This is a genomic window from Micromonospora sonchi (assembly GCF_014646235.1).
Classification (GTDB): Bacteria; Actinomycetota; Actinomycetes; order Mycobacteriales; family Micromonosporaceae; genus Micromonospora; species Micromonospora sonchi.
Genome location: NZ_BMNB01000010.1, coordinates 1 through 14883, shown reverse-complemented (window position 1 = coordinate 14883; position 14883 = coordinate 1). Strand labels below are relative to the sequence as shown.

General features: G+C 71.9%; 12 protein-coding genes. 6 read left to right on the top strand and 6 right to left on the bottom strand.

What is annotated here, in order from left to right:
* Nucleotides 1–49 precede the first annotated feature (49 nt).
* From IEY61_RS12540 to IEY61_RS12515, 6 genes are read right to left on the bottom strand one after another with little or no spacing between them, the layout of a single operon-like run.
* Nucleotides 50–946, bottom strand: coding sequence for a DUF6807 domain-containing protein (locus IEY61_RS12540; protein ID WP_229705855.1), 897 nt, complete (start codon nt 944–946; stop codon nt 50–52).
* Nucleotides 943–1554, bottom strand: coding sequence for a hypothetical protein (locus IEY61_RS12535; protein WP_189043752.1), 612 nt, complete (start codon nt 1552–1554; stop codon nt 943–945). Before IEY61_RS12535 ends, IEY61_RS12540 begins: the two co-directional genes overlap by 4 nt.
* A complete protein-coding gene (locus tag IEY61_RS12530) occupies nt 1538–2413 on the bottom strand; it encodes a carbohydrate ABC transporter permease (RefSeq protein ID WP_189043751.1) in 876 nt (291 codons plus the stop codon). The genes IEY61_RS12535 and IEY61_RS12530 overlap by 17 nt, the downstream gene beginning before the upstream one ends.
* On the bottom strand, nt 2413–3396 hold the full coding sequence (locus IEY61_RS12525) for a carbohydrate ABC transporter permease (protein ID WP_189043750.1): 984 nt from the start codon (nt 3394–3396) through the stop codon (nt 2413–2415). The genes IEY61_RS12530 and IEY61_RS12525 overlap by 1 nt, the downstream gene beginning before the upstream one ends.
* Nucleotides 3397–3427: 31 nt before the next feature.
* Nucleotides 3428–4762, bottom strand: a complete 1335-nt coding sequence (locus IEY61_RS12520; protein WP_189043749.1) for an ABC transporter substrate-binding protein — start codon at nt 4760–4762, stop codon at nt 3428–3430.
* Between the two features lie 18 nt (nt 4763–4780).
* Entirely contained in the window at nt 4781–5911 is a 1131-nt protein-coding gene (locus IEY61_RS12515; RefSeq protein WP_189043748.1) for a LacI family DNA-binding transcriptional regulator, read from the bottom strand.
* Nucleotides 5912–6148: 237 nt separating this feature from the next.
* On the opposite strand from IEY61_RS12515, the gene IEY61_RS12510 reads away from it, so the two are divergent.
* The 6 genes from IEY61_RS12510 to IEY61_RS12485 all read left to right on the top strand — a co-directional run bounded on the left by IEY61_RS12510 (nt 6149) and on the right by IEY61_RS12485 (nt 14636).
* The gene (locus tag IEY61_RS12510; protein ID WP_189043746.1) at nt 6149–7477 is read left to right on the top strand and encodes a Gfo/Idh/MocA family protein; all 1329 of its coding nucleotides are present in this window, start codon (nt 6149–6151) and stop codon (nt 7475–7477) included.
* Between the two features lie 24 nt (nt 7478–7501).
* Nucleotides 7502–8929 carry a glucuronate isomerase gene (gene uxaC / locus IEY61_RS12505; protein WP_189043744.1) on the top strand — a complete coding sequence of 476 codons (1428 nt, stop codon included), beginning with the start codon at nt 7502–7504 and terminating at the stop codon, nt 8927–8929.
* Nucleotides 8926–10227 carry an enolase C-terminal domain-like protein gene (locus IEY61_RS12500; protein WP_189043742.1) on the top strand — a complete coding sequence of 434 codons (1302 nt, stop codon included), beginning with the start codon at nt 8926–8928 and terminating at the stop codon, nt 10225–10227. The genes uxaC and IEY61_RS12500 overlap by 4 nt, the downstream gene beginning before the upstream one ends.
* The gene (locus IEY61_RS12495) at nt 10218–11708 is read left to right on the top strand and encodes a mannitol dehydrogenase family protein (protein WP_189043740.1); all 1491 of its coding nucleotides are present in this window, start codon (nt 10218–10220) and stop codon (nt 11706–11708) included. The genes IEY61_RS12500 and IEY61_RS12495 overlap by 10 nt, the downstream gene beginning before the upstream one ends.
* A gap of 173 nt (nt 11709–11881) precedes the next feature.
* Nucleotides 11882–13057 carry a Gfo/Idh/MocA family protein gene (locus tag IEY61_RS12490; RefSeq protein ID WP_229705854.1) on the top strand — a complete coding sequence of 392 codons (1176 nt, stop codon included), beginning with the start codon at nt 11882–11884 and terminating at the stop codon, nt 13055–13057.
* A gap of 211 nt (nt 13058–13268) precedes the next feature.
* Nucleotides 13269–14636, top strand: coding sequence for a pectate lyase family protein (locus IEY61_RS12485; protein ID WP_189043736.1), 1368 nt, complete (start codon nt 13269–13271; stop codon nt 14634–14636).
* Nucleotides 14637–14883: the final 247 nt, after the last annotated feature.

Below are 14883 nucleotides of genomic sequence, written 5' to 3'. Positions count from 1 at the left end.
GTCACCCGCCCACCCAGATACCGCCATTCCGCCGAAACGGCTGCCCCGGTCACTGAGTCAGAATGGCGGCGGTGCGGCGATCGAGTCTGCCGTCGGCGACGACGACGCGGTAGTGGCTGTGCCGGCTGGTGTCGGCGGGGATGGTCGTGGTCTGCTCGAAGGCGAAGGCCACACAGACCCCGGGATACATCGTGGTCCGGACGAACCACCGGTCGCCCGGCCCGAGACCGCTGAAGACCAGGGTGTACGCCCCACCCTCCGGCGCCCGCCCGGTCATCGCCACCCACGGCTCGGCACACCCGTTGACCGCCTCCTCGCCATCGAGCGAAGCGGTGAACACCTCGGGCGGCTCGGCGGCCACCGCCCGCCAGAAGAATCCGCCGTAGCCGGCCCCGCCGGGGCGGCCGTTGGTGGCCGGGCTGCCCAGCACGACGTCCCGGTGGGCGGGGGCGGTGAGGATGCTGCTCACCTCCAACCGCCAGGCGCCGCCGGGACCGGGCACCCGCGAGGCGGTGAGGGTGCGGCGCTCGGTGAGCAGGACGTCGCCGGCCGGGTCGCACCAGTGCAGCCGGTGGTCGAGCCGGTCGGCCGACCGGTGCTCCCATCCGGTGTGCACGATCCGGCCGTGGTCGGCCCGCCAGGTGTAGCCGAGGTCGCGCACGTAGGTGCGCCCGCCCCAGAGGTTGGTGCCGTTCACGTCCTGCACCGCCAGGGAGGCGCCGAGGTGCCAGACGTGGTCGGCGGGCAGCGCGTCGCTGACCGGGGCGCCGGCCAGCGTACGCACCGGGTGCAGGAAGGGCCGGGGGCCGTGCCGGGCGTCGAGGTCGGGGGCGAGCACGTACCGGGCGACCGGCGTCCCGTCGACGAACAGATACGGGTCGTCGCCGGCAGCTGGCGTACCGTCGAGCGGCAGGTCCCGGCCGGCGGCGTCGGCGTCGGTGGTCACGACAGCTCCGTGCGGGTGACCGGCCGACGACGGGCGACGGCGTGCACGGCGGCCAGCGCGTACCCGGCGAGGATCGGCACCGCGACCGGGCTGACCAGCACCCCGAGCAGCGCTGCGACCACACCGGTGCCGGCCAGCCCGGCCCAGGTCGCGGGGTGGTCGAGGCAGGCGCGGGCGGCGCGGATGGCCGCCGACCGCCACCCGGTGCCGCCGGTGCGGCCCACCTCGACCACGATCGCGGCGGCGTACCCGAGCAGGGCCGCCGCGACCGCTGTGGTCAGGCTCAGCGCCACCGCGCCGCCCGGCACCCGACCACTGGCCAACGCGACCAGGTCGGCGACGAGCAGGCCGACGGCGGTGAGCCCGAGCAGGGCCACCGGCAGGCCCGGCAGCAGGCCCCGGCCGAACCGGGACAGGGTGCGCCGGGCGATGGGCCAGGTGCCGGTGGTGAGCCGGTCGTGCACGGCCGCGCTGGCGGTGCCGACCGCGGCGCCGGCGGTCAGCACCGGTGCCGCGGCCAGCACGGTCAGGATGCCCAGCAGCGCCAGATCGGCGGCGTCGCTGACCGTGTCGCGCCAGTCGCGGCGCTGCTCAGCCCTTGATTCCACTGGTGTTGATCCCCTCGACGAGCATCCGCTGGAACGCGACGAAGAACACGAAGACCGGCAGCAGGGACAGCACCGCCATGGCGAACATCGGGCCGACCGCGCTCTGGCTGGTCGAGTCGATGAACAGGGTCAGCGCCACCGGCACGGTGTAGTCGCTCAGGTTGGACAGGTAGACCAGTTGCCGGAAGAACTCGTTCCAGGTCCAGATGAACGAGAAGATCGCCGTGGTTACCAGCGCGGGCCGGCTCAGCGGCAGGATGACGTGCCGGAAGATGCCGAACGCACCGGCGCCGTCGATCCGCGCCGCCTCGTCCAGTTCGCGCGGGATGCCCCGCATGAACTGCACCATGAGGAAGACGAAGAACGCCTCGGTGGCGAGGAACTGCGGGATCAGCAGCGGCAGGTACGGCCAGTCGCCGCCGACCAGGCCGAAGCTGCGGAAGAGGATGTACTGCGGCACGATCAGCACGTGACTCGGCAGCAGCAGGGTGCCGATCATGACGGCGAACCACACCTTGCGCAGCCGGAACCTCAACCGGGCGAAGGCGTACGCGGCCAGCAGGCAGCTCACCGCGTTGCCGACCACGGTGAGCAGGCTGACCATCGCACTGTTGAGGAAGAACCGACCGAAGCTGACGTCGAAGTTGCTCCAGCCGTCGGTGTAGTTTCCCGGGGTGAAGTGCTCCGGCAGCAGCCCGATGTTGTTGACGATCTCCTGCTGCGACTTGACCGAGGTGCCGATCATCCAGATCAGCGGGTAGAGCACGACCGCGACGATGACCAGCAGGACGACCAGCCGCAGCCAGGAGCGGGTGCGCGGGCGCCGCGCCACGGGCGGGGCAACGATGCTCGCCACCATCAGCGGTCCTCCCCGTCGGAGTAGTGCACCCAGAACCGACCGGTGCTGAAGAAGATCACCGTGATGATCGCGATGGCGATGAGGAAGACCCAGGCCATCGCGGAGGCATAACCCATCTCCAGATCGGTGAAGCCGGTGATGTAGAGGTTGAGCGTGTACATCAGGGTCGAGTCGACCGGCCCGCCGGTGCCGTTGCTGAGTACGAACGCGGCGGTGAAGCCCTGGAAGCCGTTGATGGTCTCCAGCACCAGGTTGAAGAAGATCACCGGGGAGAGCATCGGCAGGGTCACGTTGACGAACTGCCGGAACGTGCTGGCCCCGTCCACCGCGGCGGCCTCGTACAGCTCGGTCGGCACCTGCTTGAGCCCGGCCAGGAAGATCACCATCGGCGCGCCGAACTGCCAGATGGCCAGCACCATCAGCGTCTCCAGGGCCCAGTCCGGGTCGTTGACCCAGGGCTTGCCCTCGATGCCGAACAGGGCGAGGAAGGAGTTGAACGCCCCCTCGCGGTTGAACATGCTCACCCAGACGATGGCCAGCGCCACGCTGCCGCCGAGCAACGACGGCAGGTAGAACAGGCCACGGAACAGCCCGACGCCGCGCCAGGCCCGGTTGAGCAGCAGGGCCACCCCGAGTGCCGCGGCCAGCTTCAACGGTACGGCGATCAGGGCGAAGCTGAGCGTCACGCGTACCGAGTGCCACCACGACGGATCACTGGTGAACATCCGCTCGTAGTTGGCCAGCCCGACCCACTCCACCTCGGACCACGGGGTGAGAATGTCGTAGTTGGTGAAGCTGAGGTAGAGCGACAACAGCATGGGGATCGCCGTGATGCCCATCAGGCCGATGAGCCAGGGCGACAGGAAGACGTAGCCGGCCAGACCTTCCCCGTGCCGGATCCGTCCGGTCCCACGCCGGGTGGCGGGGGGTCGGACGGATCCGGTGCCGCGGCGGGTCGGGTCGGGTGCCGTGGTCAGGGCCACGAACTGCTCCTCTCCGAGGTACCGCGGCGGGTCAGGAGGCGATCGCCGCCTTGGAGGCCTCGACGAACTGGGCGGCGGCCTCGGCGGGCGTGGCCCGGCCGTACTGGGCGTTCTCGCCAGCCTTGACCAGCTCGGCCTTGACCTTGCTGTGGCCCTTGATGGGCACCTGCGGCGACTCGCCGAACTTCTCGGCCAGCTCGCTCTCGACCGCGATGGACTGCTTCATCGCCGGGTCGGTGGCGTCGTCGCTGACCACCCGGCGCAGGTCCAGGTTGGACGACAGGCCCCGGTCGGTGCCGAGCAGCTTGACCGCCTCCGGGTCGTTGACCAGGAAGTTGATCACGTCGGCCGCGATGTCGGCGTGCTTGCTGCCCCGGAACACCGACCAGTACATCGAGGCGCGGGCCCACTGGGCGCTCGGGTCACCGGGGTAGGCGATGACGCCCAGTTCGTCGGCGGTGTTCTTCTTCAGCTCCGGCATCTGGTTCACCCAGACCCAGGAGGTCGCGGCCTTGCCGGTCACCACGAGCTGCTTGGTGATGTCGGTGGCGTTGCCCTCGTGGATGACGTCCGGCGGCGGGGTGGCGCCCCGGTCGCGGGCACCCTTCCACAGCTCGAACCACCTCGTCACGTCCTCGGCGGTGAAGCCCAGGTCGCTGCCGGCGTAGAGGTCCTTGCCCTGCTGGCGCAGCCAGACCCAGAACGCCTTGTAGTCGGCGCTGGGGTCCTGGGTGCCGGGGACGCCGGTCTTCTTGCTGACCTGTTCGGCCCAGGCGACGTGCTCCTCCCAGCTCATCCCGGTGGTCGGCTCGGGCAGCCCGTTCTTGGTCAGCAGGGTCTTGTTGTAGACCAGGCCCTGGGTGTTCTCCCCGGCGGCCACGCCGGCGAGCTTGCCGTCGACCACGCCGTACTGGAGCAGGCTGGGCGGGAACTTGCTGGTGTCGAGGTCGCCGGAGTCCTGGTACTTGTTGAGGTCCAGCGTGGTGTTGCGGGCGGCGTACTCGGCGAGGAAGTTGTCGTCGATCTGGAAGATGTCCGGCGGGTTGCCGCCGGCGGTGAGGGTGGCCAGCTTGTCGAAGTAGCCCTGGTTGGCCTGCCAGGTCTTCTCGAAGGTGACGTCCGGGTTCTTCTTGGTGTAGAGGTCGAGGGCCTGCTCGGTGAGCTGGGCCCGGGCCTCGCCGCCCCACCAGAAGATGGAGAGCTTGACCTTTCCGTCGGACGCGGCGTCGTCGCCGCAGGCCGCGGCCGCGCCGACCAGCGGCAGAGCCACCGCGGCGGCGAGCAGGCCGCGCAGGAATCGGCGGCGCAACAGGGGGGTACGGTAGGTGCGCCCGTCGGGGACGCTGGTGGGGGTTGCGGGGTGCATTGCGCTCACTCCTTGGCGTTAGGAGGCGACGACGTCACCGGCGACCACGCTCGGGGTGCCCGGGTCCGCACGGCGATGCGGGCCCGGGCCTGCGGCAGTGGCACCGGGACCGTCCCGGCCGGCGTAGGGGCCCGGCGCGGTGGAGTCGCGGATGACCAACTCGGTCTGGAGCATTACCTGTGCGGTGGTACGACGGGCGCCGACCGCCACGGCGGCACCGCCTCCCCGCCCGGTGCGCGGGAACTCGGTGTCGTGTTGCAGCAGCATGTCGACGGCCGTCCGGCCGGCGGCCGCGGTCGGCGTGGCCACCGTCGTCAGTTTGGGTCGGGTGAGCCGGCTCAGGGTGATGTCGTCGACCCCGACGACACTGACCTCCTGCGGCACCCGGACCCCGAGCGCGTCGAGCCCTTCGAGCAGGCCGATCGCCATCAGGTCGTTGTAGGCGAGCACGGCGGTGACGCCAGCGCGACGGACCTGCTCCGCCTGGGCCAGGCCGCCGGCCTCGGTGGGTGGGTTCGGGCCGAGCACGGTCAGCTCGGCCCCGGCGGCCCGCGCCGCCGCGCCGGCGGCCCGCCGCAGCTCCCGGCTGGTCCAGGAGCCGCGTGGCCCGGCGAGCAGGGCGATCTCCCGGTGCCCCAGCCCGGCCAGGTGCTCGATGGCCGACCGGGCGCCCTGCCCGACGTCCATCAGGACGCACGGTAGGCCGGCCAACTGGCGGTTGACCACCACCAGCGGGACTTCCCGGCTGAGCTGCTCGATCAGGCTGTTGCTCATCCGGGGGCTGCACAGCAGCACCCCGTCGACCTGCTTGGCCAGCGCGTGGACCAGTTCCTCCTCGGCGGCGGCGTCCTCGTTGGTGTCGGCCACGAAGACGTGGTAGTCGCGGTGGCGGGCCTGGCTCTCCGCCGCCTTGATCAGTGGCGGGAAGAACGGGTTCGCGATGTCCGCGATGATCAGCCCGATGTTGTGCGTACGCCCGGTGATCAGCGCCCGGGCGGCCCGGTTGGGCCGGTAGCCCAGATCCTCGGCGCATGCCAGCACCCGCACCCGGGTCTCCGGGTTCACCAGGTGCGGCGCGGAGAAGGTGCGGGAGACGGTGGAGATGTGCACGCCGGAGGCCCGTGCCACGTCCCGGATGGTGACTGGCATCCAGGCCCCCTTCGTCGATGTGTCGGCGGTCACGGTGCCGCCAATTAATGCAAACGGTTGCTCCACTGTCAACGGCGGTTGGTCACAGCTGTGTTGCGACACCGCTACCCCTTCCGGCCGCCAACGGGCACCAATTTGGACATACGGCGCGGATCCACGTCGCCGTATTGACGGGCAGGGATCGATCGTGGTTACTTCACTGCAAAGGTTTGCAAAGAGATCGAGGAGGATCGGTCCGTGTCACCGCAACCCGGCCGGCCGGCCCGGCACGCCGTCGTCGGCACCGGCGCCCGCGCCGAGATGTTCGTCCGGGCACTGGTCCGCGACCACGCCGACACCGCCGAACTGGTCGCGTTCGCCGACGTCAACCAGGTGCGGATGGACGCCCACAACCGGTGGCTCGGCGAGCTGGGACACCCGCCGGTGCCGACGTACCACGCACGTGACTTCGCCGCCATGCTGGCCAAGGAACGAGTCGACATGGTCCTGGTGACCTCGGTGGACGTCACCCACGACGAGTACGTGGTGGCCGCGCTGGATGCCGGCTGCGACGTGGTCACCGAGAAGCCGATGACCACCGACGCGCCGCGCTGCCAACGCATCCTCGACGCGGTACGGCGCACCGGCCGACGGGTGACCGTGGCCTTCAACTACCGCTACAACCCGCTGCACGAGCAGGTGCGGCGGCTGCTCGCCGAGGGCGCGGTCGGCGAGATCGGTTCGGTGCACTTCGAGTGGCTGCTCGACGTGCGCCACGGCGCCGACTACTTCCGCCGCTGGCACCGCGACAAGGCCAGCTCCGGCGGGCTGATGGTGCACAAGGCCAGCCACCACTTCGACCTGGTCAACTGGTGGCTGGACGCCACACCCGTGCAAGTGTACGCCGCCGGCCGGCTGTTCTTCTACGGCGAAAACGGTCGCCGGCACGGCTACGCCCGCGACTACGAGCGAGCGCACGATGCCCCCGCCGCCGACGACGACCCGTTCGCGCTGCACCTGGCCGAGCACCCCCGGCTGCGCGAGCTGTACCTGGACGCCGAACGCTCCGACGGCTACCACCGGGACCGCAACGTCTTCGCCCCGGGGGTGAGCATCGAGGACGACATGGCGGTGCTGGCCACCTACTCCACCGGCGCGACCATGACCTACCACCTCACCGCGTACGCCCCGTGGGAGGGCTACCGGGTGATGGTCAACGGCAGTCGTGGTCGCCTCGAGCTGGAGGTCTGCGAGAGCGAGTTCGTCAGCCCCGCCGCGGCCGGCGCGCTCAAGGGCGCCGCGTTGCACGGCGCCGAGGCCGCCGCCGAGGGCGGCGGAGCCACGCTGACCCTGCGTCCCTTCTGGTCGCCGCCGCAGCGCATCGAGGTCGAGGGGTACACCCGGCACGGTCACGGCGGCGCGGATGCCCGGATGACCCAGGTGCTGTTCGGCGGCGTACCGGATCCGCTGCACCGCGCGGCCAGCGCCCGCGACGGCGCGCTGGCCCTGCTCACCGGCCTGGCCGCCAACCGGTCCTTCGACACCGGCGCACCCGTGCGGGTCGCCGACCTGCTCACCCTCGACTGACCTCGACCACAGGAGCCGCACCCCGTGCCCACCTCGAACCGTCCCGACCTGCTCCTCCCCGCCGAACCGGGCCAACGCGCGCTGGCCCGGGAGCTGTACGCGCTGGTGGAACGGCTGCCCATCATCTCCCCGCACGGGCACGTCGACCCGGCGCTGCTGGCCGAGGACCAGCCATTCGGTGACCCCGCCCAGCTGCTCATCGTGCCGGACCACTACCTGACCCGGATGCTGCTCAGCCAGGGCGTCGCCCCGGGCGAGCTGGGCGTGCCCAGCCGCGACGGCAGCCCGGTGGAAACCGACGGACGCAGGATCTGGCGGCGCTTCGCCGAGCACTGGCACCTGTTCCGGGGCACCCCGTCGCGGCTCTGGCTGGAGCAGACCTTCACCGAGGTCTTCGCCGTCGACACCCGGCTGTCGCCGCAGACCGCCGACGAGATGTACGACGCGCTCGCCGCCAGGCTCGCCGAGCCCGACTTCCGGCCCCGGGCACTGTTCGAACGGTTCAACATCGAGGTGCTCGCCACCACCGAGTCGCCCCTGGACGACCTGGGCCGGCACGCCAAGCTCGCCGCCGACGGCTGGGGCGGGCCCGGCGGGCGGGTGGTCACCACCTTCCGCCCGGACAACGTGGTGGACCTGGAGTTCGAGGACTGGTCGGCCAACGTCGACCGGCTCGGCGAGATCACCGGCGAGGACACCGGCACGTACGCCGGCTACCTGGCCGCCCTGCGGTCGCGCCGGGAGGCGTTCATCGCCGCCGGCGCCACCTCCTCCGACCACGGGCACCGCACCGCCCGCACCCTCGACCTCGGCGCGGACGCGGCGGCGCTGTTCGACCGGGCCCGCCGGGGCCGGGCCGAGCCGGGCGACACCGAGGCGTTCGGGGCGCACATGCTGCTGGAGTTCGCCCGGATGTCGCTCGACGACGGGCTGGTCATGCAGCTGCACCCCGGCGCGGTGCGCAACCACAACCGGTGGCTGTACGCCCGGCACGGCCGCGACGTCGGCGGCGACGTCCCGCAGGTCACCGAATACGTGCACGCCCTGACCCCGCTGCTGGACGCGTACGGCAACGACCCCCGGCTACGGGTGGTGCTCTACACCCTCGACGAGGACACCTTCACCCGCGAGCTGGCGCCCCTCGCGGGCGGATACGCCGCCCTGCTGCTCGGCGCGCCCTGGTGGTTTTTGGACTCCCCCGAGGTGCTGCGCCGGTTCCGGGAGACCGTCACCGAGACCGCCGGCTTCTACAACACCGCCGGGTTCGTCGACGACACCCGCGCGTTCTGCTCCATCCCGGTCCGGCACGACGTGGCGCGCCGCGTCGACGCCGGCTTCCTGGCCCGGCTCGTCGCCGAGCACCGGCTGCCCATGGACGAGGCCGCCGAGACCATCGTCGACCTGGCGTACCGGCTGCCCAAGCGGGTCTTCAAGTTCGGAGCGAGCGCATGACCACCATCACCGACGTAACCGTGCACGACGTGCGGTTCCCCACCGCCGCCAGCGGCGACGGCTCCGACGCGATCAACCGGGGCGACTACTCGGCCACCTATGTGGAGCTGAGCACCGACGGCGGGCCGACCGGTGCCGGGTTCACCTTCACCAACGGCCGCGGCAACGAGATCACCTGTGCCGCCGTACGCGCCCTCGCCCACCACGTCGTCGGCCGCACCGTCGCCGAGATCACCGCCGAGCCGGTGGCCTTCTGGCGCTCGCTCGTCGCCGACGTGCAGCTGCGCTGGCTAGGCCCGGAGAAGGGGGTCATCCACATGGCCACCGGCGCGCTGGTCAACGCGGTGTGGGACCTGCGGGCCAAGCTCGCCGGCAAGCCGATGTGGCGCTACCTCGCCGAGCTGCCCACCGACGAACTGGTCGCCAACGTCGACTTCAAGCACATCAGCGACGCGCTCACCCCCGACGAGGCCGCCGCCCTGCTCGACAAGGGATTAGTCGGAGGGGTGGAACGGCTCGCGGTGCTCGAGGAGAGTGGTTTCCCTTCGTACACCACATCGGTCGGCTGGCTCGGCTACCCGGACGACAAGGTCCGGGCGCTGACCCGGGCGGCGTACGCGGCCGGGTGGCGGGCGATGAAGATGAAGGTCGGCGGACCGCCCGCCGACGACCTGCGCCGGGCCCGCATCATCCGCGCCGAGATCGGCCCGGACGCGCTGCTGATGATGGACGCCAACCAGGTGTGGGACGTCGACGAGGCGATCACCAACATGGCCGCGCTGGCCGAGGTCGATCCGTACTGGATCGAGGAGCCGACGCACGCCGACGACATCCTCGGCCACGCCCGCATCGCCCGCGCGGTCACCGAGCTGACCGGTGGCCGGTGCCGGGTCGCCACCGGCGAGGTGGCCGCCAACAAGGTCATCTTCAAGCAGTTGCTCCAGGCCGAGGCGATCGGCGTGATGCAGATCGACGCCTGCCGGGTCGGCGGCGTCAACGAGGTGCTCGCCGAGATCCTGCTGGCCGCCAGGTTCGGCGTGCCGATCTGCCCGCACGCCGGTGGGGTCGGGCTCTGCGAGTACGTCCAGCACCTGGCGATCTTCGACTACCTGCGCGTCGGCACCAGCCTGGACGGCCGGATGGTGGAGTACGTCGACCACCTGCACGAGCACTTCGTCGACCCGGTCCGCACCCGCGGCGGGCGGTACCTGCTGCCGACCGCGCCGGGCTACAGCGCCACCATGCACCCCGAGTCGATCGCCACCTTCCGCTTCCCGGACGGCCCGACGTGGCGGTGACCGTGGGCGCGTCCCGGCTCGACCTCGGCGCGCTGCGCCGGCTGCCGATCGACGCCCGCCCACTGGTCCGGCCCGGCACCGTGGCCGCCGGCGTGCTGCACCTGGGGCTCGGCGCGTTCCACCGCGCCCATCAGGCCGTCTACACCGAGCAGGCGATGGCCCTGGCCGGCGGCGACTGGGGCATCGTCGGCGTCGCCCCGCGCAACGCCGACCTGGTGCGGATCCTGGCCGCGCAGGACAACCTGTTCAGCGTGAGCACCCTGTCGGCTGCCGACCGGCACACCCGGGTGGTCGGGGCGTTGGCCGACGTCCGGCTGGCCGCCGCCGACCCGCGCGCGGTGGTGGCGCTGCTGGCCGACCCGGCGATCCGGGTGGTCACGCTGACGGTGACCGAGAAGGCGTACCAACTCGACCCGGCCGGTGGCACGCTGCGTCCGGATCCGGCGCTGGTCGCCGACCTGACCACCGACCGGCCGCCGGCCACCGTGCCGGGGCTGCTGGTGCGCGGCCTGCTGGCCCGGCACGCCGCCGACGCCGGGCCGATCTCGCTGGTCAGCTGCGACAACCTGCCCGCCAACGGTCGCCGGCTACGCGGCCTGGTCAGCCAGGCCCTGGCGTACGCGGGCACGCCGCAGGCGGTGGTCGACTGGGTCGACGCCCAGGTCGGGTTCCCGGGCACCATGGTGGACCGGATCGTCCCGGCCAGCACCCCGGACACCCTGGCGGCGGCCCGCCACGCGCTCGGCGTCGAGGACCTGGCCGCGGTGGCGGCCGAGCCGTACACCCAGTGGGTGATCGAGGACGACTTCCCCGGCGGCCGACCCGCCTGGGAGCGGGCCGGCGCGGTGCTCTGCGTCGACGCCGGGCCGTGGGAGCGGCTGAAGCTGCGCGCGCTCAACGGGGTGCACTCGGCCGCCGCCTACCTCGGCGCGCTCGCCGGGTGCGAGACCATCGCCGACGCCCTCGCCCTGCCGCACCTGGCCACCGTGCTGCGCCGGCTGCTCGCCGAGGACGTGGCGGCCAGCTTCACCCCGCCCGACGGCGTCGACGTGGTCGACTACGGCGAGCAGGTGCTGGCCCGCTTCGGCAATCCGGCGATCCGGCACCGCACGTTGCAGGTGGCGATGGACGGGTCGCAGAAACTGCCGCAGCGGATCCTGCACACCATCGCCGACCTGCGCGCGGCCGGTCGCCCGGCGCGCTGGGCCGCGCTGGTGCTCGCCGCCTGGATCCGGTTCGCCCAGGGCAGCGCCGACGACGGCCGCCCCCTCCCCCTGGACGACCCCCTCGCCGACCGCATCCGCACCGCCCTGGCCGCGGTGCCGCCCACCCCGGCCGGCGCCGTCGACGCGGTCCTCGCCCTCGACGAGATCGTCCCACCCGAGACAGCCGCGGACGCCCAACTCCGCACCGACGTCACCGCCTGGCTCACCGACCTCACCCACCACGGCGTCCCCCCCACCCTGGCCGGTGCGGCATGAGTGCAAGGAAGGGCCCCTTATTAACGCCTGGTGCAGAGGAAGGGCCCCTTATTAACACGCCTACCGCACCGGGCACGCCGGGCACGCCTACCGCGCCGGGCACGCCGGGCACGCCTACCGCGCCGGGCACCGCGAGCACGCCTAACGCGCCGGGCACCGCGGGCAGGCCGCGGGTGGCGCTGGTCGGGGCGAACGGGCACGGCCGCTGGCATCGGCGGGTGATCGGCCCGCTGCACGACGCGGGGCGGTTGCGGCTGGCCGCGCTGGTGGACACCCGGCCGATCGAGCCGGATCCCGCCGCACCGGTGCCGACCGGTACGCGGATCTTCACCGATCACCGTGCGATGCTCGCCGAGGTCGCGCCGGACGTGGTGGTGATCTGCACCCCGCCGCACACCCACCTGCCGATCGCCCGCGACGCGGTGACCGCCGGCGCTGACCTGCTGCTGGAGAAGCCACCGGTGCTCTGCACCGCCGAGCACGAGGAACTGGCCGGGTTGTTGGCCGCCACCGGCCGGGTGGCCCAGGTCGGTTTCCAGGCGCTCGGCTCGGCGGCGCTGACCGCGTTGACCGACGCGGTGGTGACGGGCCGGCTGGGTACGGTCACCGGGATCGCCACCGTCGCCGCCTGGCAGCGTCCGGACGCCTACTACGCCCGGGCCCCATGGGCCGGGCGGCGCCTCCTCGACGGCCGCCCGGTGCTCGACGGCGCGCTGGCCAACCCGCTGGCGCACGCGGTGATGCAGTGCCTGGCGGTGGCCGAGGCGGTCGCGGGCGAACCGGTCGAGCCGGCCGCCATCGAGGTGGAGCGGTACCGGGTCCGCCCGATCGAGGTCGACGACACGGCGGTGCTGCGGGTGCGGCCGCGCCACGGTCCGCCGATCGTGGCCGCGGTGACGCTCGCCGGGGAGGACTTCATCCCGGGAGAGGTGATCGTCACCGGCGACGCCGGCCGGGCCGTGCTGGAGTACCCGACCGATCGGCTGCTGCTGCCCGGCGGCGGCGCTGCCCGCGAGGTGCCGGGTCGCCGGGGACTGCTGGAGAACCTGCTGGACCACCGAGCCGATCCCGGGGTGCCGCTGATCGCTCCCCTGGCCCGTACCGCTGCCTTCACCGCCGTACTGACCGCCCTGCGGGCGGCGCCCGACCCCATCCTGCTCGACGGCGACCTGGTCGACGCCGTCGGCGCGGGCCCGCACCGGGTGCTGCGCGTCCGAGGCGTCAACGCCGTGCTGCGGCGGGCCGCCGAGAATGGCGTGCTGCCGTCGGAGGCGGGCGTGCGATGGGCGGTCCGACCGTGGCGGGCGGTGACGCCCCCGCTATTCCCGCTACCGGAGACGACGGAATAGGAGACGCCGCAAAGCCACTGCAAACAACCGGTCGACCCGTGACCGACGCCAACGCGATGAACAGCGGTTCCCGACCCGAAAAGGTCGGGCAAATCCCGGCCGAAATGAATTACTGCAACAAAGCTGCACATCCTTTATATTGACCTGGATCAAACAATAACCGTAGCCTTCGTGACAAACGAGAAACACGACGAAGGAACGGTACGAGTCAATGCGTACAATCGCTGTGGGCGCGGCATTGATCACGCTCACCCTGACCGTTGCTCCCGCCCCGGCAGCGGTCCACCCGCCGACCGGCGCAGGCGGCCCGGCGGCGTTGTCCCCGGCGGCGTTGGCCCCAGCGGTGTTGTCCCCGCTGGCCCGGCAGTTCGCCCGGCAGCCCCTGCCGACCGGCGACGGCTGGGCCGCCGCCGGGCCGGGCACCACCGGCGGCGCGGTGGCCACCGCCGACCAGGTCCATGTGGTCACCAGCCGCGCCGAGCTGGTCGCCGCGCTCGGTGGGGACAACCCCAAAATTGTGTACGTCAAGGGCACGATCGACGGGTTCGAGGGAGCCGACGGCCGACTGCTCGACTGCACGCAGCTGGCCGATCCCGGGTACTCGCTCGACGCCTACCTGGCCGCGTACGACCCGGCGGTGTGGGGTCGAACGGCGCCCACCGGGGCGCTGGAGGAGGCGCGGGTACGGTCGGTGACCAACCAGACCCGGCACACCCAGGTCAACGTCGGCTCGAACACCACCATCGTCGGGCTGCGCGGCGCACGGCTGACCGGCCTGACCCTGATGATCGACCGGGTCTCGAACGTCATCGTCCGCAACATCACCTTCGACGACGCCCGGGACTGCTTCCCGGCCTGGTCCCCCACCGACGGTGAGACCGGCAACTGGAACTCGCAGTACGACCAGGTCTCGGTACGCCGCAGCGAGAACGTCTGGATCGACCACAACACCTTCACCGACGGCACCAACCCCGACCGTGCCCAGCCGAGCTACTTCGGCCGCCCCTACCAGGTGCACGACGGGTCGCTGGACATCACCCACACCGCCAGCCTGGTCACCGCCTCCTGGAACCGGTTCGACGGGCGGGACAAGCTGATGCTGATCGGCTCCTCCAACACCGTCGGGCCGGACGTCGACCGGCTCAAGGTCACCCTGCACCACAACCTGTTCGACCGGTCGCTACAGCGGCTGCCCCGGGTCCGCTTCGGCCAGGTCGACGTCTACAACAACGCCTACCGGCTCGGCGGCGAGGGCTTCGAGTACGCCATCGGCGTCGGCGTGCAGTCCGCCGTGTACGCCGAGAACAACCACTTCACCCTCGGTGCCGGCATCGGCGCCGCCGATCTGCTCTACGACTGGGGCGGCACCGCGATCACCACCCGGGGCAACTGGGTCAGGCCGGCGGGCGGGGCGGCGCGTCCGGTCGACCTGGTGGCCGCGTACAACGCCGTACGCGATCCCGACCTGTCGCCCGACGCCGGCTGGGCTCCGGCGCTGCGCCACGGCCCGGTGCTGCCGGCCCCGCTGGTGCCGCTCGTGGTCGGCCCGCTCGCCGGCGCCGACCGCCTGCCGCTGTAGCCCGCCCGTTCTGCGGCACGGCACGTCGCCGCGGACCGAGCGGCCGGCCCACCACCGCACCGCTGTTAATAAGGGGCCCTTTCTCTACACCAGGCGTTAATAAGGGGCCCTTCCTTTCATCTAGTACGGCAGCCGCCATTGGCGGTCTGACCTGCCGGGATGTGGTGGGGGCGTGCAACGTGGACGCAGCCGCCTGTTGATCATGTGTTTGTGAGGACAACAAAATCGAAGGCGGCTGCTGCTGCCA

Coding starts and splice junctions, on each gene's coding strand:
- IEY61_RS12530 (WP_189043751.1), bottom strand. CDS start 2,413: ATGGTGGCGAGCATCGTTGCCCCGCCCGTGGCGCGGCGCCCGCGCACC.
- IEY61_RS12520 (WP_189043749.1), bottom strand. CDS start 4,762: ATGCACCCCGCAACCCCCACCAGCGTCCCCGACGGGCGCACCTACCGT.
- IEY61_RS12515 (WP_189043748.1), bottom strand. CDS start 5,911: ATGCCAGTCACCATCCGGGACGTGGCACGGGCCTCCGGCGTGCACATC.
- IEY61_RS12500 (WP_189043742.1), top strand. CDS start 8,926: ATGACCACCATCACCGACGTAACCGTGCACGACGTGCGGTTCCCCACC.
- IEY61_RS12485 (WP_189043736.1), top strand. CDS start 13,269: ATGCGTACAATCGCTGTGGGCGCGGCATTGATCACGCTCACCCTGACC.